This window comes from Rubripirellula reticaptiva (genome assembly GCF_007860175.1).
Taxonomy (GTDB): domain Bacteria; phylum Planctomycetota; class Planctomycetia; order Pirellulales; family Pirellulaceae; genus Rubripirellula; species Rubripirellula reticaptiva.
On sequence record NZ_SJPX01000005.1, the window covers coordinates 295042 to 317209 of the forward strand.

A 22168-nucleotide genomic window follows, 5' to 3' on the forward strand; every position below is an offset into this window, starting at 1 on the left:
CCAGTGTTTAACAAAGCCCAAGCGTTAGCTAAGAAACTGTTCCAGGTGATCCGACACATCGGCACCCTTCAGCTTACCGATCGCAGCTCGCTCGATCTGACGCACCCGCTCGCGGCTAAGCTGAAACACATTGGCGACTTCAGCCAGTGTGTGTGGGAAATGAGCCCCAAACCCGAAACGCATCAACAGAATTTGGCGTTCTCGGTCGCCCAGTGTTCCCAACAATTCGGAACACCGTTGTTTCAGGTCGTTCGCATCGGCATTGTCCGGTGGCGTCGTGTCAGCTCGATCGGGCAAGAGATTCCCAAACTCTTGCTGGGTCCCACCCGAAACGCTCTGGTTCAGACTGACCGGTGTTTCCGCGACTCGTTCCAGCACCGCCAAGCGTTCCGTCGACGTGTTCGTCAACTTCGCGAGTTCATTCTTCGAAGCACGGCGTCCCGTTTCTTGAAAGAACCGTGTTTTGACTCGCGACAACTCGTTCAGTTCGCTGATCACCTGCGCAGGAACTCTTACCGCTCGCCCCTGCTCGGCAACTCCGCGACCGATCGCTTGACGAATCCACCAGGTTGCGTATGTGGAAAGTTTAAAACCACGACGATACTCGAACTTCTCGACCGCCCGCATCAACCCAGCGTTGCCTTCTTGAATTAAATCCAAGAACGATACACCTCGATTGCGATACTTCTTGGCCACCGAAACGACCAATCGCAAGTTCGCTTCGACCAGCCTGCTCTTTACATCCAAATAACGCAAATAAGCCTTCTCGATCAGTTTCAGACGACGAGCCAACCCGGCATATGAGTGCATCGTCGGACGCAGCAAACGCAGATACTCGCGACGAACTTCGCCATCCGAAGTAGCATCAATCGCCGCACGCAAGTTTTGGATGCGGCCGAAACGCCGCTTCAAATCGCCGTACAACTCTTCGATCAACGACAACCGGACGCCGAATTCCTCGATCAAAACGACCGAATGCTCGCGCCGCTTGCCGAATGCTTGAAAGGCCTGCTTTCGACGACGTGCCGACACCGATCGGCTTGCCGTTAATTCAAAGTTCTCTTTCATCGACTTGCGAATGCCTGCAATCGATTGCAGATTTTGCGGCAAACGATTGCACAACGCCTTTTTCGCTTTCGCATCGCTGACCGAGTAATCGAGCGTGCGATCGGCTCTCTTTTCGCCTTCGGCTACCGCCGTCAGTTCTGCAACGACGGACTCTGCTACATATCCGACCCGTAACATCTGACGTCGGAAAACACCTCGCGCGGTGTCCATCTCGATTGCCAAAGTCAACTCGTCCTTGGTCGAAAGCAACGGAGTCCGCGCGATCTCCTCGAGATACAAACCGAGCGCATCCGCTTGGTCATCGGCGTAGACTGTACGCGAGGGTTCACGACTTGGGTTAGAAACCGACGAGCGATCGCCCGAACGCACGCTGACCGTACGGACGCGTGGATCGAGCTGAGTGGTTTCAGGTGAGTAGAGGGAAACCATGATTTTTCCTGCTCCTCGAATTTCGAAAAGGATGTCGGCTGCTTGGCAGCCTGGGGGTGGGCATAGGGAACAAGACGCAATTGTCGTGCCTAAAAAGTTTTTACGCCGGACAAGCCCCCCCGGCTGTTGCAGCCTAAAGAGCAGCCCGCGACCAAACCATTCAGCCGAGTTGCCAGTTCTCTGACACATCAAGGACATTCCTGGTTCCCGATTGTCACGATCTTGGCGCCTGGTTCCCTCCTAAAATTGCTTTCGCGGTGCCGCATCCGCCTCGTTAGTCACGCTGCTTGCACTTTTTTCGCGATTTCGTTGCCAAGCTTGGCGTTTCGATTGTAAAAAACGGAGAAAGGATCCCGCACTTACACATCACCGAGACGGATACGACTCCTCGTGTGTTGGGCTAACCGAAAAAGATGCTTCCCACTAACTAATCGTTTATTCCAAAAGCCCATCCCAGTTTGCGACACGACGAATCAACTTGAACGTCCAACGACCAATTTCAATCCAGTGCGAGTTTCGAGCCCGGATTCATTGAGACATTTTGGGACACCGGGGCAAAAATACCCAGTTCGCATTTCCATCGTGGCTAGCCAAATCGAATCCAACATCACAAAAATGCGACTTGTACGACGCGAGTCGATCAATGCGACTTGAACAATGCGACTTGAACAACGCGACTTGAACAACGGCGCCCCAGACAGTCGACTAGGTGTCGACTAGTTAATGTCCAAGACACACGACGAGACATTCGGCTGGCGACGGGCGAGGTTGATTCAAACCCATCGCGATCCAGCACGGCGGCATCAATCCATCATCCGATCCTCGGCAATCCAATATCCATGCACCGAAAAGACCCTAGCCTCAATCACAGTGCCCGTGCCTCGGGTGCATCACCTGCACGTCGCACGGGAATTCTTAGCTGCAGCACTTGCGGCCAACCATTTCGCATCGACGAAACACCCACGCCGCCGTTTTGCAGCGAACGTTGTCAGTTGATTGATATGGGCCGCTGGCTGGACGAAGAAATCAGCGTGCCTCACGAAGGCGGCAACAGCGACATCATGGGCGGCCAACGCGAATCGGTGGACGACGAAGACGAAGACGATGACGATGCTTACGGCTAGTTCACTCGTCGGCTAGTTCACTTATCGATTAGTTCACTCATCGATTTCTGCAATCCGGCTGATCGCCTCGCCCGCCCAAGGACTGTCCGGCGCCAAATCCAGGAATCGTTTCCAGTGATGTTTTGATTCGACGGAACGTTCTAGTTGGTCCAGAACGCGTGCAAGGTTGTAGTGCACGTCCGCATAGTCGCTGTGCAATGACAGTGCTCCGCGAAAAGCTGCCACCGCCAATTCCAACTGACCAGTTTCCGACAACACGCTGCCTAGACTGGCGCGAGCTTCGACAAAGTCGGGATCCACTTCGATCGCACTGTAGTAACGTTCGCGCGCAGCGACCGGCTCGCCGAGACGGTAAAGCATTTCGCCGATCTGGAAACTGATATCGGCTCGCGGGCCATCTCGGGCGATGATCGCATGGCAATAGTCGATCGCGGTTGCGAAATCACCGTCATCTTCGGCTACAAAAGCAGCCGACAACAACGCATCGGACTGGGCATCGGAGGAATGCCGCAGCGAGTACTCGTCGGGCACCTTGTCGATATCCGAAAAGATCGCCAGCGTCGCAGGGGGAAAGGTCAGGTCATCAACGGGCTCACTCGCCCCGGCGTCGAGCATTCCGGAATCAAACGCATCAAAGTCGAACCGAAGTTGGCCGCCCGGTTCTAGTAGCCCTTCGCCTTGTCGCATCAAGACATGTTTGCCTTCGATTAAGATCGACAACTGATCGAGCGGCCGTTGAATGTCGGGTAAGACTTCGACCCATTCCACCAGACGCTGCTCGATCGCCTGAGGACTGGCGCCCGAGGCGATCCACTGGGCCAATCGCCGAGCGGTCGCGACTTCTTGAAAATCAAAGTACGGCAATCGATGCAGCGTCTGCACCGGCGTGATCAAACCTCGGCGCTGCCACCGCCGGATCACTCGCACCGACACACCCAACAAATGCGCTAACATCGCCGGCGTGTAGTAACGACGAATGGCTTGCTCGACATCCACCAACCCAAGCCGATGCCAGAGATCGGTTTCGTGCAGAATCTCGACCTGCCCAGCCGCAGCGGCTTCGCGAACCGAATCCCTCAACAACTCGGCTTCCGCCAGCGGTGACTCTTCGGCGCCGACCACCACCCAGTCCACTAACTCGTGATCGACATCCACCACGATGGCGTCGTAAGATCGCAGCACATTGGTCGCCTCACGTTGGTTCATTCCACCGAAACGTCCGACCAAGGCGACTCGCTTGCCGGCCACCCAGTCACCGGGCGTCACCCCATCAGCCGCGCCCGCCGTTGCCGCGCCCGCAACATCTTCCTCGGCATCTTCCTCGAACAGATCGGCAGCGATTTCGTCGGCTAACTCACCAGCCACTTCGTCATCCGAGGTGTCGCGATTAACGGAAAGATCGGGGGGGACGGTCAACGATCGAATCCGAGTGTTTACAGGAGAAAATTAAGGCATCATCAGCATGCTTCATTATTCAGATTCATGGATCGGCTGCGAGTGTGCGACCTGTTAAAAACGTCAATGCGGTTTAGGTATCCCAAAGTCGCGTTTTAACCGATGGACAGCTACAATCCTGCGATAGCCAGCTCCTACCTTCAACCCCAAACCTCCTTCATACCTTGATCTCTCCCACCCCGAAGGTCCGCATGAAGACCCGCCTGAAGCTGCTGTGGGGTCGCGTTGATCGCCTAGCGACGAACCTGAAACGGCTTGAGACCCGCAAAAAGAAACGAATTCTCGATGCTCTCGGGCTTGCGACGATTCTGGTGCTGGCCTGGGGGCTCTATCGCGTTTCTCGCCAGGACTCTCAGTCGCGAGAGCTAGCCTTGGCCAAAAGCATTGCTGCAGGCACAACCGGGGCAGATTTAGAGGCCAAAGCCAGCGAAGTGATTCTTCGCCTGGAAGAGAACTATCAGCCAGCCGGCGAGGATGAGTTGGCGATGGACATCATTGAAAAAAAGGCCAAGCTGCAACCAGAAATCGGCAAGAAGATGCCGGACGCAAGCATGCATTACAGCGCCACAGATGACTCGGAACTACAACCAGCCTCCGTCGAAAATGACAAAACCCTATCGGAATTGGTTTCGATCAAATCGATGGCGGAAAAAACCGCGGATCCGTTGGAATCTGTCGAGCCGTCGCCCGGTTCGCCGCGATCGGATGTCGAGACGCTGCTTGATCTGCTGCAGTCGGACGAAGCGGCGAAGCAAACGATCCAGCGGATGCTGGAACAGAACGTCAGGCAAAGTCCAGAAATGAGTCCTTACGGAGAACTAATCCGAGAGTTCTTCGAAAAATACTTTGCGTACGATGTGCTGAAGGACGAGATCGTTGAACTGTACGACAACTCGTTCACCGACGAAGAGATCCAACAGATGATCGCTTTCTACAGCACTCCGGTCGGACAAAAAGCAGTCCGATTGCTGCCCGCTTTGGCGATTGCCAGCGGTGAATTGGGCGTCAAACCTGCCGAAGCGAACATCAAAGACTTGCACCGGGCGATCGAAAAACGAGAGACTCAACTTCGCGCCGCTGGCATTAACGAAATCGCTCCTCAACCGTAAGACTTATCCGTAAGGCTCAACCGTGAAATCTGCTGTCTCTGTATCGATTGTTCTTGCCAGCAGTTTTCTGCTTTTCAGCCGTCCGCTGATCAGCGAAGCGATCGCGCATACGGACCACAAGAAACCGCTGAACATCGTTTTCGTGTTGTGCGATGACCACCGCTTCGATTGCTTTGGTGCCGCCGGGCACCCGTTCCTCGAAACGCCGCACATCGACTCGCTCGCTCGTGATGGTGCAATGCTGACGCGAGCGTACGTGACGACTTCACTTTGCTCACCAAGTCGTGCGTCCATTCTGACCGGCCAATACGCGCACAATCACCGTGTCGTCGACAACTATCATCCGGTTGATCCGGCGCTGGTATTTTTCCCCCAACAGTTGCAAGCCGCTGGCTATCAAACGGCCTTCGTCGGCAAGTGGCACATGGGCGGCGAGATCGATGATCCGCAGCGCGGTTTCGATCACTGGATCGCATTCAAGGGCCAAGGCACGTATTGGCCCGACGGCCATGGCACCACGCGTGAGGTTCCCCAGACGACCTACGACGGACTCAACGTCAACGGAAAACGCGTCGCTCAAACCGGCTACATCACGGACGAACTTACCGACTATTCGATTGAATGGCTTAAACAAACGGATCCGAACAAACCGTTCTTTCTGTACGTCAGCCACAAAGCGGTCCACTCTGACTTCGTGCCCGCCGATCGGCACCGAGGTCGTTACCAAGACCAACCTCTGCCAATCGGCATTCCAACGACCGACGAAATGGACGCTGGCAACATGCCGATGTGGGTTCGCAACCAACGCAACAGCCGACACGGTGTCGACTTTGGTTACAACTTGAATGGGTTCTCGCCCGAAGTTTACTACCGCCGCTATTGTGAATCTCTGCTTGCGGTCGACGACGGCGTTGGCAAATTGCGAAGCCATTTGTCGGACGCTGGATTGGCCGAAAACACGCTGTTCGTTTACATGGGCGACAACGGGTTTCAGTTCGGCGATCACGGGCTGATCGACAAGCGAGTCGCGTACGAAGCGAGTGCCAAGGTGCCACTGTTAATGGTGGCGCCGGGAAGTATTCCCAAGGGCCAGGTCTTCACAGACCTAGTGGGCAACATTGACATCGCACCCACACTGCTGGAAGCCGCAGGGGCCGAGAAACTGCAGCGCGCCGACGGCACCAGTTTTTGGAAGGCCGTCTGTGGTGACGCGGACGCCGCGCCACCGCGTGAATCACTGCTGTACGAATACTACTGGGAACGCAACTATCCTCACACGCCAACGCTGCACGCGATCATTGGCGGTCGCTGGAAATACATCCGATGCCACGGATTGTGGGATCGCGACGAATTGTACGATTTGGAATCTGACCCCGGCGAGATGGACAATCTGATCGATGCACCGGAGCACCAGGAACGAATCGCCGAACTGAACGAAAACCTGTGGTCGATGATCCAGTCTACCGGCGGCAACGAGATGCCACTGCTGGAAGATCGCGGTTCGCTGTTCCCGCGGCGTGATCCCGCGAAATCAAAACAAGCGAGCTTCCCAGCCGAGTACTTCGAGTAAGTTCGCTGGATTCGATTTAACGTTAGTGTGCCGGAACCGTAGCCAAAGTCTTGGTCCGCGTCCCCGCCCAAACCATCAAAATTCCGATCACGGCGATCGCTGTTGCGATTGCGATCCACATCGGTGGCAGGTGGGTTTGATTGTCAAAATCAGCACCCAAGAAATTGAGCTTCTCGTGATAGTGGCCCACCAATTCCAACAGACCGTTGTGAACAAAGTGCATCACCATTCCGGGCAACACGCTACCGCTGCGATACGCGATCCAGCCCAACAATAAACCCAACAATGTGGACGGTACAAAACGCTCGATCAATAATGCGTTGCCGGTCAAAACGTGGAACAATCCGAACAAGAGTGCCGTCAACGTGATCGTTTGCCACGGCTTCATCACCCGTCGAAACGATGAAAACAGAAAGCCGCGAAAGCAGAGTTCTTCGATGATCGCCGGTGTCGCGGCAAGCGTCCCCAGCAACACCCACGGCGGAACCAGCTTCCATGCCTTCAAGACCTTGCGAGTCTGAGCGATTTTTTCTTCACTGAGTCCGCCTACACCCAATGCCTCGGCAAGCACAAAGGCTTCGTGCGCGATCGCCCACGCTCCCAAACCGATCACCAGCGCACCGAACAGTGCAGCGATCGACGGACGCCGCAATCGGAACGTCGTTCGCGGTCGATTGCGGCCAAACCACGCCGCAATCGCCGGTACAAATCCAAACACGACGACTAGCGCCATCGCACTCAGGATCATACTTCGAATCTGCAATCCGGCCGACTGCGTGTCTGTTAGATCGGCTTGTCCGCCCAACATCGACGCTTTGACGCCGACTAAATACTGCATCAAGACGTTCGACAACACGAAGTAGATGGGCACCAACAAGGCCAGCACGAGCGCGGCCGCTTGCGGGCTGGCGACGTCTGTCCATTTCTTTGGTCGTCGAAAAAGTGACCCGATCGATTGTTCGCTCGTGCGTGTTACCGCGTCGCTGCCAAACAACTTTGCCGCGATCCCTAGTGCCGCCGCGGCGTAACCCATCGTGCTTAGCACTGCCGCCCCGGCCGCAGCCGGCTGGACCGTCCCGCCCAACACTTCGCGAGCCAACAAGACGATGTTGATCAGCGGTGCGATCGCCAACGGACCAGACAACTCCACCCCTGGCATCAACGACAACATGCCCGGCGTGATCGCAAACAACATGACGGGAATCAAGTAAGCCTGGGCTTCTTTGAACGACCGAGCGAAACTGGTCAACGACAACAGCACCGCCGAAAAGAAACCGCTGAACAGTACCAACAAACCCAGAATTTGCAGCACCGCCAACCAAGGAAACCCAGGATCGCCACCGGTCAACAGCGGCAGCAAACCACCCAACCACAGCGTCGTGAACATGGCCAGCAAGTTGGCAAGCGCCGTTAACAACGCCACCGTCACGACCGCCACATATTTTGCCAGCAGCACATAAAACCGCGGCACTGGCGATGCCATCAGTGCTTCCATCGTGCCCCGTTCGCGTTCACCAGCCGTCAAGTCAATTGCCGGATAAACCGCGCCGGTGATCGTCATCAACACCAGAACCAACGGCACAATCGTGGCAAGAATTGGCGTCTCTGTTGGCTCGCCGACTTCGGCGACCGTCACGTCGACCGGCGGCTTGAAGTTGGGATCCACTGCCTCGGCGACTCTTTCGGCAAACGCCAATTTCAACCATTGCATCCGTTCCACAATGATTCGCCGCGCATTCTGGCTGGTGGCATCGCCGGCGAACGACTTCAGCGTCAACGAATAGCGTCCATCGTTTTCCTCGACCAGCTTCGCAGCCACTTCGACGACGCCGTTTTCAAGAGCTTGCACCGGAGTCAGCGGCGTACCATTTTCGGTGTCCGAGGTATTGAAAAACACGAACTCAGCCAACTTACCGCTGCTTGAGCTCAACACCTCATCCGGCGGTACCGACTCGGGACTGCAAAGGAGATCATTCAGCCGGGTGCCCTCGGCGTCTGAACTGACCGCAATCCGGTATTTGACCTCGACCGAAGAATCCGCAGTCAACAAATATCGGTTCATCGCCATGCTCAGCAACGGATAAACCAACAATGGCATCAACAACAACGTCACGATCGTGCGACGATCGCGGCTAGTTTCTTTTAGCTCTTTTTGACATAGCCGCCATAAGCGACCGGGTGTGTTTTTCGTTGTGTGATGCGGCTGGCTCATGACACTTCCCGCATCAACTCGACGAACATGTTGACCAAGTGTTCTTGACCGGTGGACGCACGCAATTCTTCCATCGTTCCCATGTGCCGCATTTTTCCACGGTGCAACAGCCCGAACCGATCGCAAAGTCTTTCTGCTTCGTCCAATCGGTGCGTGCAAACGATCACAGCTTTGCCTACCTGGCGCAAGTGTTCGATGTATTCGAAGATGGTCTGAACACCGACCACATCCAACCCACGTGTAGGTTCGTCCAGTAACATCACGGGCGGATCATGAATCAGACCGCGAACGAGTGTCACTCGCTGCCGCTGGCCCGTCGAAAGGGTACCGGCACGTCGACTTAGCAGCGGCTCGATGCCCATCAGCTTCGCCAAATTTTCACATCGCTGGGCCGCAACGTCCGGATCAACCGCATAAAGATCAGCAAAATAAAGCAGCATCTCGCGAACCGAAAGCCACGGGTAAACTCCGTCACTTGCCGAAACGAATCCCAAACGAGCTTTGACGCCGATCGGATCGTCGGCGGTACGAATACCATCCACTTCGGCGAAACCTTCATCGGGCTCGAGCAGGCCCAAAATCATCCGTAGCGTGGTCGTTTTGCCAGCACCATTGGGGCCCAACAGCCCAAAGACTTCGCCGGGCATCACCTGGAACGACAAATGATCGACCGCGCATAGGTCACTGTCATCAAGCGAAAAGTTCTTCGTCAGCGACTCGGCAACAAGCATCGATCTACGCCCGGCCGGTATGGCCGGCGTGTTTGGATGATTCGGTGAAAACGCCCTGGAGGATAACGACCTGCATACGTTGTCAGATTACCGGCGGTTCGGATAGTCCGCCCATTTCAAGGTTTTCCGTGATTCCGGTCTACGCGCGGCGGTAGCCAACCCGCCATAATGAATGAGATCCCACCAATCACGCATTTTGGCGATGAGCTTACCCCCATGACATTGTGTTTTCTTGATTTCTCGTCCGACCACCCGGCCAATGACCGCTTGCAACGACACGCCTCACGCATCCGCCGATCGTTGACAGTGCTGGCGATGGCCGGCGTCGTGACAACGGCAGCGCTTTCGATGCCTCAGGCTTTCGGACAAGATAGCGGCGCGCCGGTTGTCGAGACTGACGCACCCGCCGGCACTGACACAAAACCCAGCACCGAAACCAAACCCGCTGCGACGGACGCCGGTCAATCTGAACTTGACGAAGCGATCATCAAGCGCATCGACGCCGAAACCGAAGACCAACTGGAATCGGTGGCCGCGCTATTGGAGTCTTCGTTGACCAAGGGTCTGGACGAAGAAAACGCGGCGTTCGCGAAACAAATGCTCGGTTCGGTCCTGCTGCAACGTGCTCAAGGCATGGCGCAAACGATTGTCCAAGCCAACGGGCGTCGCCGCGAAGACGTTCGTGAAGAAACCATCCGAGTCCTCAACCAAGCGGTCGAAGCCGATCCCAAATTGGTCGAAGCCTTCCTGCTGATCGCTCGTTTGAATCTGTTGCCCGGCGGCGATCGGAAGCAAATCACCGCAGCGACAACCAGTGCGATCGCCCTGCTGGAAGATGACCCGAAAGAGAAAAGCGCAGCGTTGATGTTGCGAGCGTTGACGCAAGACAGCGAAGACAAGCGAATGCAGGATCTGAACGCCGCTATCGAAGCGGACGGCGAAAACATGGAAGCCCGCCAAGCCCGCGCGCTTGCAAAGCTTGAAGAAAACGACGTCGAAGGCGCGATGGTCGACTTGGAAGGAATCCTTGCCAAGGATCCGACTAATCAAGCCGTCGCTGGTCTGGCCGTCCAAAAGTTGGTTCAACTGGAACGCTTGGACGAAGCGATGAAATTGATCACCAACATGTTGGCGTCCAACCCGAACGAAGGCATGTATCGCATGCGGGCCGTTCTGCACCGTGCCAACAACGACAGTGACCTGGCGCTTGCCGACCTGAACAAGGCGATCGCGATGGCCCCCAAAGACCCGATGACGCTAATGCAGCGTTCGGCTCTTGCCCTTGATCGCGATGACGTCAAATCGGCCAAGGCAGATTATGCCGCTGCACTGGAAATCGAACCGCGAATCGAAGGCGCCGACGAAGGAATCGAGCTGCGACTGCAAATTGCAATCGCCGAAAAGCGGATGCCAGATGCGATCAATGACGCTCAACTGCTGTGCGATAAAGCGCCCGACAACGTATTCCGGCGTCTGCGATTGGCCAGTCTGTACTCGATCGACAATCGACCTCGAAAAGCCATCGACATCCTGTCCGGCATCCTTCGCGATGACCCCAAGAACGTCGCTGTCCTGCGAACGCGTGGCGACGCGCTCTTGAGCGTCGGTGATCACGCTGCGGCGATCGATGACTATGAAAAAGCCATCGCGTCAATTGGCAATCTAGACGTGTCGGTTGCCGACGAACAAGACAAGATCGAAGCTTCGGGCATCTATAACAACCTGTCCTGGGTGTTGTCGACTTCGACGAACGATTCGGTTCGAAACGGCAAACGAGCGATCGAGTTGGCTGAAAAGTCGGCCGAATTGACGGACTACCAAGAAGCCCACATCCTCAGCACGCTCGCAGCCGGCTATGCCGAAGCGGGTGACTTTGAGAATGCTCGTCTTTGGAGCGAAAAAGCAGTTGCTTTGGCTGCCGAAGAAGAAGACCAGACCAATAGCCAACTGGAACAGTTGAAGGAAGAACTCGAGTCCTACAAGGCGGATAAACCTTGGCGAGAGAAGCAGGAAACGGAGGAAAACAACGTCCCGATCCTGTCGCCGGAAGAGCTGATCGATACTTGATCGAAACCTTTGCGTTGGTTGCGAGTTTAATGGACTAGACGCCCCTATTGGAAAGTGTGCGTCGAAAAATCCACAACTTGGGAACTCAACTCGATGAAACGATCACGATCAGCTTTGGCCGCTGCCTTGGCCACACTCGCAATGGCAACCACCACCGTCGCCCAGCCTCCCGAGGGCCGTGGGCGAGGTCGCGGGGACGGCGGTGGTCCTCGCGGCGGTGGCGCGCCGGGCGAAGGCATGATGCGATTCATCCCTGTCCTGGCCGCGCTCGACGCAGACAAGGATGGCGTGCTTTCCAAAGCCGAAATCGAAAACGCCACAAAAGCGCTGCTGACTTTGGACAAGGACAACGATGGCAGCTTGTCGGCCGAAGAGATGCGTCCGGCCAATCCAATGCGTGGCGGCGGCGGTCGCCCCGACGCGGCTGGCCGCCCAGAAATGGGTGGTCGTCCCGATATGCGTCAAAACCCTGGCGAAGGCATAGCCGCAATGTTTACTCAGCGGGACGCAAATAAAGACGGCAAGCTTTCAGGTGACGAAATCCCGGCAGCGATGGCCGAGCGTGTCGAACGACTTGATACTAATAGCGATGGTGCGATCGACAAAGATGAAATGGCCGCCGCGATGAAGCGGATGCGTGATGGTGGCGGCCGTCAAGGTGGCGATCAAGGCGGACGCCCAGGCGGCGATCGTCCCAAACGCCCCAGTGCTGAGTAAGCCAGTGCTGAGTGAGCCAGGCTAGGACGACGGTGTTGGGCGATGTCAATCGGCATCGCCCAACTTTTCGCTGCTTACACGGTGAAGTCGTGGAAGACTTGATTGTCTTCCAGTTCGGCAAACATCCGCGGCCCAAAGTACGGCGACACTAGCGAGTTCAAATTCAACTCGCCGCGGGCATAACGCAGCTTCGCGTGCCCCGACGTTACCCCCACGGCAACATACTTGCCGGGGCCTGCAGCTTTGTCTTCGACCAACCACGGGCAACCACTTGCCCCACCACCAAAGTTGGTTGCCATCACGGGCGCAAAATCGCTGTCGGGTCCGTTTCCTTGGCCGAATAAGTAGTCACCCTCGCTTTGCCAAAGCTGTTTGCCAAAGTCGAACCCGCTGCCGGCCGGATACCCCACAATCGCGACTCGTTCATTATCAAAGAAGTCAGGATCGGTCACGACTTCCGTTCGAATCTGAGTCCCGATGATGTCGCCGATGTTTCGATCGACGTAACAGATCGCGATGTCCAGATTAGTCGCCGGATTGTTCAAATAAGAACGCGGAATGTAGGCGCCCGTCACACGGCATGTCGGCCGGTCGTTGCTGTCGTAGTAGTCGTAGCCCGCGTGAAATTCGAGCGCCCGCGACCAAGTCCGGGTTGTCGAGTCGTACAGATTGTGGGCCGCGGTTGCGATCGTACTGGGCCCCGTGATCCACGCTGACCCCATCGCCAATGGCAATCGAGTATCAGGCGAAATCTGAATGAACAGCTTGCCGATCGCACGCAATTGATTCGATTGCGGACGAGCAACTAGGCGAGTCTGGAAGTAGGGATTCAGCGGCTGTTCCAACAGACTTTCCACTCGCGGAAACGCAACTGACGGGCGAACATTGTGAATCGTCCGATCACGGTCGGCGGCAAAGTCAAACGGATCGATCGGCGCCGACGGATAGGCACCGCCAGAATACGGAGAGGCTTCCGACGGATAGCTTGGCATCGCCATCGGCATGCTGAATTCGTCTTTGCGACCAAGTTGCTGCAAACGCAGTCCCTTGGCCGTCAAGAACGGATGAGCATCGCCAGACTGCTCCGGCGAGTTTCCTTGATCGGGCATCGAAGATGAATTCCAAGACAATGACTTGGCAACTATCGAAGCGAGATTGCTTCTTGCAGCGGTTGCAGCACACTGCTAATCAAATACTCGTCGACAAGGTCGCGGCAAAGGCCCGCCAACCTTTCGAACTCTTTTGCAAACGTTTCATCCGCACCAAGGCTGTCGTAGCGCCGAACCGTCAAGTAGACGCTGATTTGGTCTTCACCAAATTCGCCGGTACGAACTTGGAACGCATTGGTTCGCGATTCGAAACTGACCCGGCACTGAGTCTTGCAATCTTCGTCGAGTGCGAACTGGATGGCCGGTTCGTGCGACAACAACTTGCCAAATGGAACCTGCAAGAATCGTTCGAGCCCCGGTGCCACGCCAACAGCTTCGGCAAGGATCTCGTTGTGGTTACCTCGGTACGCAAAATCAAACCCAGCCATCACCGACAACGATTCGCAATCGAGCGGACTGATCGACAAATCATAGGGGACCATTTCCAACACCATGCGGTGCTGGTCAACGGCCGACTCATATGACTCGGGGTTCACAACACCACTGTTGACTCGCTTGGCTTCCACCGACGTCCATCGATAGTGGCCCGCTTCCTTTTCTTCTTCCAGAACGTATTCACCTTTTTCGCGTGAATAAAAGTTCTGCATCTTGGGATAACGGCGACGCACCTGTTCAAAATAGTGCAGGACGGACTCGCGACCCTGAGGCAATTCCATTTCGGTTGAAAGGTTCATGTTGAGATAAAAATCGTCGCTCAGTTCGCCATATCCGCTCATTCAGCCGTCTCCTGTGATCATCCGCGTTCGAGTGTTGCCCGCCCAAAAAAGGTTCCTGCGGCAATCCGTCAGCCATCTCTGATGGCGGCTTTCAGTATAGACGCGCGGCCTAGCGCAAAGAACCGCCGCGAATGACGGAAAGTCACCAATCACCGCAATTTAGCGGGTAAAACTCGCGAATTCAGCCTGCACGCTCTGTCCGTTGCCACTGCCAAGGCCACAGAATCGGCATTTACGACAAACTGGACGAGTCAATTCGATGGCGCAAGCGATTCGCGGTGTTGTCCCGCCAACAGGAATGCAGCCAGTGCGGTCGCGGCGACTGCGCTTTGCGGAGTCCAGCTCAAAAAGATGCCCATGAGAACTTGGTCGAACTCCATCTGCAGTGAATGTCCGACGAATAACGCAATCGCGATCAAGGAGAACGTGATGGGAATCAACAACACAACTCGTCGCTGCCACGACCAACGATGGGGAATCATCGCCAACCCGACCAACGTGGCTGGGCCGATCGCATAGATCGTCACCAGCGTTATCGGGTGGACCGCCAACCGGCTGACCACGGTGGACGCGATCGCCGCCATCGTCGTGACGATCATCAGACCACGCAGACTAAATTGTACTGGCGCGAGCTTTTGTGAATTGCCGGAATGGGACGACGCATTTGAATTGAGTTTGGCGTCTCCTGGATCAACAACCATTGCCCCATCAACGGCATCGTTCAGAAAGTCACGTTGCCAAACGGCAAACGCGCCGATGACGCATCCGACGACTGCTGCGCTCGCGATGTTCAAACCCATCGCACGATAGTCAGCAAACATTCCGCCGTACGTGTTGCCGGCTTCCCAAACTTGCCAAGGAAATCCGATTGCTGAGTTCAAGGTTGCGGGTCGCCCGACCAATCCGGACCAATCGGAAGAACGGAAAAAGTAGGACAGAGCGTTCACCGCCGCCATCAACAACATGCCAATGGCCAAACCTCGCATGAACCACCGGCCAGCCGAAGCTCGCACATCGGCGAGAACGGATTCGTTCTTGGATTCGAATACCATCTGCGAACCTCCATCGATCGGAAACAAACGGCAAGTCGTGAAATCGCTGCAATTAGTTTTACCCGTGCATGTTGCGGCACAGAGACAAACGGCCAAACAGTCGGCCAAAACCTATGAACTGATTCTAGCCGCCTGTACCGGCGACGGCGAAACGATTGTGCAGCTCGTTCCTATCTTGTCGGTTGGCAAAACTTTACGCCGGACACTTTTGATGAATCCAGCCGCCGCTACCGCTGGTGGCGGGTAGAGTTTTTCGTATTTCATCCATCCTTTTGCCAGTTACATGGGCGGTGCATGCACCATGACGCGAAAACACGGACTGGACAATCCGCACACTGGCAAAATGCCTCGGACATTCGAACACCGTTCTCGACGAACGTTGCGAAACGGTTTCACCTTCTTTGGTGGCACCTTTCTGCTTTCGACCGCCGGGTACGTCATCGCAGGATGGTCATGGGTTGATGCAATTTACATGGTCACGATCACATTCTTCGGCGTCGGGTATGGCGAAGTCCATTCGATCAACACCGTGTGGATGAAGTGGTTCACGATGGGCGTGATCTGCGCGGGATGCTCTTCGCTGATCTATGTGATCGGCGGCATCGTTCAAATGTTAACTGAAGGCGAAATCGAAGAAATCATGGGCATTCGACAACGATCACGCGAAATTGACTCTCTGTGCGACCACACCATCGTCTGCGGCTACGGCCGAGTCGGTCAAATGCTGGCCGCTGAACTGCGAAACCAAGGACAGTCGTTGGTGATCTTGGACTGTGATCCCGACCGAGTCGACCGAGCAATTTCCGATGGTTTCCTGGCGATGGAAGGCAACGCGGTCGAAGATGAAACGCTTCACGAAGCAGGCATCTTTCGCGCCGCAACCCTGGCCACCGTTTTGCCCGATGATGCCGCCAACGTCTTCATCACTTTGACAGCTCGCGACCTGTGCGAAACCATTTGCATCATCGCTCGCGCCGAATGTCCGACGACCGAACGCAAACTGATTCGTGGTGGCGCGACTCACGTTGTCATGCCAGCCGCCATCGGTGCAATCCGCATCGCACAACTAGCCTGCAGTTCCGACCAGTCTCGCGAAAACCTTCCCGAAGATCGCTACCGCATGCTGGACTCGCAAGGCAAAAAGGAAGCCTGCAAAGTCATCCTACCGTCGGCGCCGCACCCGTCGGACGAAAATTCCGAATCGAAAATGCAAGCTGACATCGCCGAACTCGCAGACCTTGCATCCGGGCTGGCCCAATCCATGGACAAGGTCGCTCATGATCGGTCGATCAGCTAATCCAACCCTGTCGAGACTGCGAATGTAGGGTCTTTGAAAGAACCTACCCCAAAGAGTATTTTGCTTGGCATTCACGCGATCCCGGGCGGCACGGCCTGAAATGTCGAAATCGACACAATTCCGAAGGGATCGATGCATTTCAACGAACGTCTCGCAATCGATTGCCCGATCACCATGACTCGACTTTTCGCCGGAACGGCGTTTGATATCCCGCCGACTTGCGACCAATGTGGCAAATTGGAATCCGATTGCATTTGCACGGCAGCCGAAAAAGCCGAAGCCGAACGGGCTCGCCAGCAAGCTGCCGACCGGCGCAGTCCCGAATCGCAAACCGCTGTTGTCACAGTGCAGAAACGCAAAGGTGGTCGGCAAGCGACGGTGATCGAGGGACTGACCGCCAAGGCAAACGATTTGCCCGAACTGCTTGGAAAACTGCAAGCGGCCTGCGGCGCCGGTGGAACGGTCAAAGCAAAAGAAGACCTGATCGAGCTGCAGGGTGATCACGCAGCTACAATCCGCAAGTCGCTAACGAATCTGGGCTACCGCGTCAAGTAGCAACCACACGATCCATCGGAGCGTCTGAGCCCCGGACATCGAGTGATTGAGTCTATGTGTTTACTCGCATCAAACGCTCGATCGCAGCCAAACGTTGTTCAGGTTCTTCGCCCAATCGATCAAGCTTTCGCAAGTACGTTGCTTCGTCCTTCAATCGATCGACAAAGTCCGACTGCCACCGGCGGATCAGGTGCGGCCCAAACAAAATCGCGGCCTCAAAATCTAGACCATCGTATGCCACGTCGCGGGAACCGACGGTATCCGATGAACGGCGGCTAAAACGCAAGATTGGATAAGCCCAGTGCCCGATCGCGACTTGTTCATCAACCAAATCAAACCGGCATCGCAATCCCCAGCGGCGCAGCAGTTCTGGGCGGCGATTGGGTTGCAACAGGACAACCTCTGGAACACGATCTGGATGCGCGTCCAAGATCGATGTCATCAACTCGCCGCCCATCCCACAAATGCTAACGCTGTCAGCTTCACCCGCCGCTAAACCTGCAAAACCATCGGCAAACCGAACGTCCGCATCGTAGCCGGCAAGTGTTGCTTTCGAATTCCGAAATGGCTGTGGTTTATTCTCGATCGCAATGCCGCGTTCAATGCGTCCAGATGCTAATAACGCTTTGAGCAGATGAGCATGGTCGGATCCGATATCAGCATGCACGCGACAACGAATCTGGGACGCAACTGCTTTCAAGCGATCGTCGAGGCGAGGCACGGAAAACAGACCCGACAGAGGTAAAATCGGTGAAGGAATCCGGCATGAACGTCGTCCGGCCGATTCTTGGCCACCCACGGGCCGACCGCATGATAGACGACTAATAGTCGAACCAAGTACCGATGCCGATGTAGTCTTCGCGGTTTTCGAAAAATTGCGATTGGCTGGTCGGGCCGCTGCCATACTGCAGACCGAATCGCCAACGCCGTCCCGACTCGGGGCCTTCGAATCCCCATCCTAATTGCAAGGTCGGGGCAATTTCAAAATCGACGCTTTCGCGAATGTTTAAGTTGATCGCCGCAAACGGAGCACCCGATCGTAGAGTTTTCGCCTCAGGCGTTAGCTCGGCTCCCAATTGGAATTGCATTGGTGCGGCGCCACCGTCATAGCTGAACGCCCACGCCACCTCGCCATACAACCGCGAGGTATTGGTGGGCAGGTAGCCAATGCCCCAAACCAAAGACTCGGTGACGTAGTTAACGCGTTTGAAGGTTGGATTTCGCTCGATGAATTCGTCTCCCACATGCGAGCTGATATGGAAGTACCCGAACTTCATTCGCCAAGCACCTTCGGCAGCCGTGATCTCGGTTCCGAATCGATAGTCCATCGACTCGACATCTTCCGACTCGCGAACATTCAGCCGCGTGATCACCGCGCCTTCCAAATCCCACTGCCATCCACGCGCATCACGTTGACCGACGGTACCGTAGCGCACCAGTCCGACGCGACCGCCCACCGTTGCATCCCAATAGATGTTGTCGTCGTTATCTAAAAAAATGACCGTTGAGATCCGCGGCTCTTGCGGACCAGCAAGGTAAGAGTGCCAGAGCAATCCGTCGGGCAGATACCGCCAATCTCGTGCGTCGGGATTCGACGAATAAGCAGATCCCGTCGCGCACTGGCAAACGTGTTCGCACTGAGCCGAGACTTGTTCTAGCACGGTCTCTGCATCATGGAACAAAAGCGGATCATCAATGTCAACTTGCAGCGACGCATGGGCAACGTCTCCCAACAATTCATCAGCAAGAACCGACGTTCCAGCGGCAACCGACAGCACAGCGGTCAGAACGCCACACATCAATCGCTTGCCAAAAACAGAAACAAATCTCGGCACCGCGTCCACCCTAATGAAGCTCTCGTTTTTTGACGACAGCCTGAGCTGTGCCGTTCGGCTTGATCCGCCGAGCAACGTAGACTTCGTCATTGTCACTGGCGGCGACCAACTTATAGGCAGATGAAAGAGTATCGCGCGCGAACTGTCGGTCTGCTTGACCGACCACCACGACAAGCTCCTGATGATTCAAAATCGTGCGATCCAGACCGCCTGTCCGCGCTGTTTGCAGGTGTACATGCGTTTGGATCGGCAATTCGACTTTAGCGCCATGAGATTTTTCATCGAAGAAAACGACCAACGCATTCGGATTATCCGCTGTCAGCTTGGCGACTTTCCCGAGAACCGATCGTTCCGCTGCCACGGTTGGCACGAAACGGGCGGTCGTGAAACTAATCACTCCGGCGGCAAACGCGGCAGTAAATGCCCAGGCAGATGCCGAGAACGCTTTGTCGGTGTTCCAGTACCGCAGCACAACGGCAAGCACCGCCGCCCCGCCGATTCCTGCGGCAATCGTGACTGCCGAAACCGTTCCGCCAAACCAAACATCCAGCGACATCACCAAGATTAACGTGAACAGCAGGATCAGCGAAGCGCGTTGGGGGAACGGCTTCAAGTAGGCGGAGATCCCGTTTTCGCGTTCGGGGCGAAGCACCGTTTGATCCAACATGCCACCGATCATCAAGCAAAGCAACGGAAGGGCCGGCAGGATATAGGTAGGCAATTTGCAGCTAGCAAGCGAAAAGAACAATAGAATCCATCCTGCCGCCAAGAACAGAAACCCCATGTCCTTGGACCGCAAACCACGCTTTGCATCGGAGCGACCGACCAGGAAAAATCCCAGTGATGGCAACACCAACGAAGTCGGAAACATCGCAGCCAGCAACGACGGTGCATAGAACCAAAATGGTTCCTTGTGGTTCGATCCTTGTGTGAATCGTTTTAGATTGTGTTCAAGGAAGAAGTAGTCACCAAAGGCGGGGTTCGACTTCCAAACGGCGATGTACCAAGGAATGCAAACGATGGCGATCGGCGCGCCAAAAGCAGCCCAATGTAGGAACTTTGGTCGTGTCGAATCTTGTCGTAGCCATGCGCTAACTACGACCGGAGGCCCGCACAGCAACAGCGCAACTGGGCCCTTGGTCAGCACACCCAGCGCACACGCGATGCCTGCAAACATCCACCATCCCCAATGATGGGATTCCTGGCGAACGGCGATGTAGGCCGACAACAGCGTTGTGACCACAAAGAACGAAAGAAGCGAATCAAGAATCAAGAATCGACCGGCGAAAACAAATCCACCACAAAGCAGCAAAGCGACTGAACCCAAAAATGCCGGTCGTGCTGCCAGGATTCTTTTCCCCAGAAGAAAGCTAACCAGAATCGTCGCCAGCGACGCCAAAACTGCCGGCAAACGCGCCGCCATTTCGGTGTTGCCAAAGCACTTGAAACTTAACGCCGTCAACCAGTACATCAGCGGCGGCTTGTCCAGGTAGGGCTGGCCGGACAACGTCGGTGTGATCCAGTTCTGCGAATCGTTCATCTCGATCGCAATCTGTGCGTACCGAGTTTCGTCCGGTTCAATCAACGGGTACGACAACGAGGGCATCAGAATCGCAGCGCTCGCCGCAACCAATACCCACATCGCGATCGTCTCTTGACGCTTTGTCCATGGTTTGGACTGAATTTTAGATTCAGCGGCGATCGGAAACAGCGTCTCGTTCCACCAACATCGAATCTTTGTCTTTACAGGAGTCAGCATTTAGATCTAGGCCGGAAAATAAACAGTTCTTCGAATCAACAGGACTCCGATTGCGACCGACAGACCGTTCGCAATCCAGACGCCTATGGAAAGAATTTTCCCTTCCTTTGCCATATCCAAACACAGGGCAAAGATCGGGTAGTAAACCAACAGAGTGGGGAGGAACACGATGCCAAACGTGGTCATCGTGTCCGCCGTTTTCATTCGAATCGCTAGGGGAATCCCAAGCAGCGCCATCGCCAGACAGGTGAACCCGCTGGACCACCGACGATGGACTTCGGTATCAATCCGTCGCAGACGTTTGTGGCTTCTCGCAACCGCGTCCAGGCGGGCCTGTGCGGCGGAGTCGCATATGGTGTCGCATCGAGAGCCCAGGACGCTGAAACCGACCCGCACCGCGACTTCACTTTCGCGTTGGTGAATGTCCAATTTTTGTTTGACCGTTGCCGATGCAAAGTCCGACATCGGCATGTGCGATGGGTTTGCCGTCAGCACGTCGTAGGCTGGCCGGTTGGACAGCGGAATCGTGTGTACAAGCGTGTCGGGAAAATGGAAGGAAGCCTTCCCACCGACACTCGCCGATCCATCCGTCACGCTTAATGTCAACGCTTCGGCGTCGTCATCGTAAGACAACGTGGCGCTGCGAGCATTGATCGAGACCGATTCATTGTTGGCGCGGCGCAGGTTGATCACGGGATCAACCAACGTCTTGCCCTGGACGTCGCGAACGTTCAGCGACATTGATCCGTGTTGAAAGCTTCGGTCGCGTTGAAGAACACCATAAGCGACTCGTTCGACCGACGACATCACGACCTTTTGAATGCCGTGAAAGCCCCAAGTGAACGCTGTGTTGATCAATCCAACCGTCGCCAAACTCAGCACGGTGGTGATCACAATCGCAGGCAGCATTGCCGGAATCGGCGAAATGCCGACCGATTGCATCGCGGTAAACTCGTTATCGGCCGACATCCGGCCATACACGCAGCACACACTAAACAGAGCGGTGCCAGGCACCGCTACTGCCAACGCGTTAGGTGCTGCGTAGGGAATCAACTGCAATACGCCCGCGACCCCTAAACCTTGCTCGAGTGCTTCACGGGCTACCCCGATGAACATGACCAAGACCGTCAGCGCAACCAGCGCGACAGAGAACATCTTCAGGATATCCATCCCGATTCGTATTTGGATCGTGGTCACTTTTGCGTCACCTGTACTTCGGAGCTCGAATCAACAGGTTTGGTACCAAAGTCGTTTGCGTCAGGGCCACCCCACCCTGGCAGGCAGCAACCGAGGAAGTGCTCGA

Annotated in this window: 19 protein-coding genes; 8 read left to right on the top strand and 11 right to left on the bottom strand. The window is 55.6% G+C overall.

What is annotated here, in order from left to right:
• Positions 1-24 precede the first annotated feature (24 nt).
• Positions 25-1497 carry an RNA polymerase sigma factor RpoD/SigA gene (locus Poly59_RS22255; RefSeq protein ID WP_186776448.1) on the bottom strand — a complete coding sequence of 491 codons (1473 nt, stop codon included), beginning with the start codon at positions 1495-1497 and terminating at the stop codon, positions 25-27.
• Positions 1498-2336: 839 nt separating this feature from the next.
• Between Poly59_RS22255 and Poly59_RS22260 the strand changes: the two genes are divergently transcribed.
• Entirely contained in the window at positions 2337-2621 is a 285-nt protein-coding gene (locus tag Poly59_RS22260) for a DNA gyrase inhibitor YacG (RefSeq protein ID WP_146536317.1), read from the top strand.
• A 33-nt stretch (positions 2622-2654) separates the two neighbouring features.
• Here the strand turns inward: Poly59_RS22260 and Poly59_RS22265 are convergent, their stop codons facing one another.
• Positions 2655-4037, bottom strand: coding sequence for a helix-turn-helix domain-containing protein (locus Poly59_RS22265; protein WP_246151858.1), 1383 nt, complete (start codon positions 4035-4037; stop codon positions 2655-2657).
• A 230-nt stretch (positions 4038-4267) separates the two neighbouring features.
• Here Poly59_RS22265 and Poly59_RS22270 point away from each other — a divergent pair, with 230 nt between their 5' ends.
• Together Poly59_RS22270 and Poly59_RS22275 are read left to right on the top strand one after the other, a co-directional pair.
• Positions 4268-5185: a DUF2059 domain-containing protein gene (locus Poly59_RS22270; RefSeq protein ID WP_146536318.1), complete on the top strand. Its 918-nt coding sequence runs from the start codon at positions 4268-4270 to the stop codon at positions 5183-5185.
• 67 nt (positions 5186-5252) lie between these two features.
• Entirely contained in the window at positions 5253-6755 is a 1503-nt protein-coding gene (locus Poly59_RS22275) for a sulfatase family protein (RefSeq protein WP_390621527.1), read from the top strand.
• A 22-nt stretch (positions 6756-6777) separates the two neighbouring features.
• On the opposite strand, the gene Poly59_RS22280 is transcribed toward Poly59_RS22275, so the two are convergent.
• Both Poly59_RS22280 and Poly59_RS22285 read right to left on the bottom strand, forming a co-directional pair.
• The gene (locus Poly59_RS22280) at positions 6778-8967 is read right to left on the bottom strand and encodes an ABC transporter permease subunit/CPBP intramembrane protease (protein WP_146536320.1); all 2190 of its coding nucleotides are present in this window, start codon (positions 8965-8967) and stop codon (positions 6778-6780) included.
• On the bottom strand, positions 8964-9698 hold the full coding sequence (locus Poly59_RS22285; RefSeq protein ID WP_146536321.1) for an ATP-binding cassette domain-containing protein: 735 nt from the start codon (positions 9696-9698) through the stop codon (positions 8964-8966). The genes Poly59_RS22280 and Poly59_RS22285 overlap by 4 nt, the downstream gene beginning before the upstream one ends.
• Before the next feature lie 216 nt (positions 9699-9914).
• Between Poly59_RS22285 and Poly59_RS22290 the strand changes: the two genes are divergently transcribed.
• Entirely contained in the window at positions 9915-11765 is a 1851-nt protein-coding gene (locus Poly59_RS22290) for a tetratricopeptide repeat protein (protein WP_186776449.1), read from the top strand.
• Between the two features lie 93 nt (positions 11766-11858).
• Positions 11859-12482 (top strand): EF-hand domain-containing protein, encoded by a 624-nt coding sequence (locus Poly59_RS22295; RefSeq protein ID WP_146536323.1) that lies wholly within the window; start codon positions 11859-11861, stop codon positions 12480-12482.
• A gap of 74 nt (positions 12483-12556) precedes the next feature.
• On the opposite strand, the gene Poly59_RS22300 is transcribed toward Poly59_RS22295, so the two are convergent.
• The 3 genes from Poly59_RS22300 to Poly59_RS22310 all read right to left on the bottom strand — a co-directional run bounded on the left by Poly59_RS22300 (position 12557) and on the right by Poly59_RS22310 (position 15419).
• Positions 12557-13591, bottom strand: a complete 1035-nt coding sequence (locus tag Poly59_RS22300; protein ID WP_146536324.1) for a trypsin-like serine peptidase — start codon at positions 13589-13591, stop codon at positions 12557-12559.
• 32 nt (positions 13592-13623) lie between these two features.
• Positions 13624-14367 (bottom strand): hypothetical protein, encoded by a 744-nt coding sequence (locus Poly59_RS22305; RefSeq protein WP_146536325.1) that lies wholly within the window; start codon positions 14365-14367, stop codon positions 13624-13626.
• 251 nt (positions 14368-14618) lie between these two features.
• Positions 14619-15419 (bottom strand): hypothetical protein, encoded by an 801-nt coding sequence (locus tag Poly59_RS22310; protein WP_146536326.1) that lies wholly within the window; start codon positions 15417-15419, stop codon positions 14619-14621.
• Positions 15420-15456: 37 nt separating this feature from the next.
• Between Poly59_RS22310 and Poly59_RS22315 the strand changes: the two genes are divergently transcribed.
• The 3 genes from Poly59_RS22315 (at position 15457) to Poly59_RS22325 (ending at position 17271) form a co-directional block, all read left to right on the top strand.
• Complete coding sequence (locus tag Poly59_RS22315; RefSeq protein WP_146536327.1) at positions 15457-15666, top strand: hypothetical protein; 210 nt, start codon at positions 15457-15459, stop codon at positions 15664-15666.
• Between the two features lie 54 nt (positions 15667-15720).
• Positions 15721-16716 (top strand): potassium channel family protein, encoded by a 996-nt coding sequence (locus tag Poly59_RS22320; RefSeq protein WP_186776450.1) that lies wholly within the window; start codon positions 15721-15723, stop codon positions 16714-16716.
• Positions 16717-16890: 174 nt separating this feature from the next.
• Positions 16891-17271 (top strand): translation initiation factor, encoded by a 381-nt coding sequence (locus Poly59_RS22325; RefSeq protein ID WP_146536329.1) that lies wholly within the window; start codon positions 16891-16893, stop codon positions 17269-17271.
• A gap of 52 nt (positions 17272-17323) precedes the next feature.
• Here Poly59_RS22325 and Poly59_RS22330 read toward each other — a convergent pair whose 3' ends face one another.
• The 4 genes from Poly59_RS22330 to Poly59_RS22345 all read right to left on the bottom strand — a co-directional run bounded on the left by Poly59_RS22330 (position 17324) and on the right by Poly59_RS22345 (position 22062).
• Complete coding sequence (locus Poly59_RS22330) at positions 17324-17992, bottom strand: tRNA (adenine(22)-N(1))-methyltransferase (RefSeq protein WP_146536330.1); 669 nt, start codon at positions 17990-17992, stop codon at positions 17324-17326.
• Positions 17993-18092: 100 nt separating this feature from the next.
• Entirely contained in the window at positions 18093-19106 is a 1014-nt protein-coding gene (locus Poly59_RS22335; protein WP_246151859.1) for a DUF1207 domain-containing protein, read from the bottom strand.
• A 10-nt stretch (positions 19107-19116) separates the two neighbouring features.
• Positions 19117-20865: an ArnT family glycosyltransferase gene (locus tag Poly59_RS22340; protein ID WP_146536332.1), complete on the bottom strand. Its 1749-nt coding sequence runs from the start codon at positions 20863-20865 to the stop codon at positions 19117-19119.
• Between the two features lie 6 nt (positions 20866-20871).
• Positions 20872-22062: an LptF/LptG family permease gene (locus Poly59_RS22345; RefSeq protein WP_186776451.1), complete on the bottom strand. Its 1191-nt coding sequence runs from the start codon at positions 22060-22062 to the stop codon at positions 20872-20874.
• Positions 22063-22168: the final 106 nt, after the last annotated feature.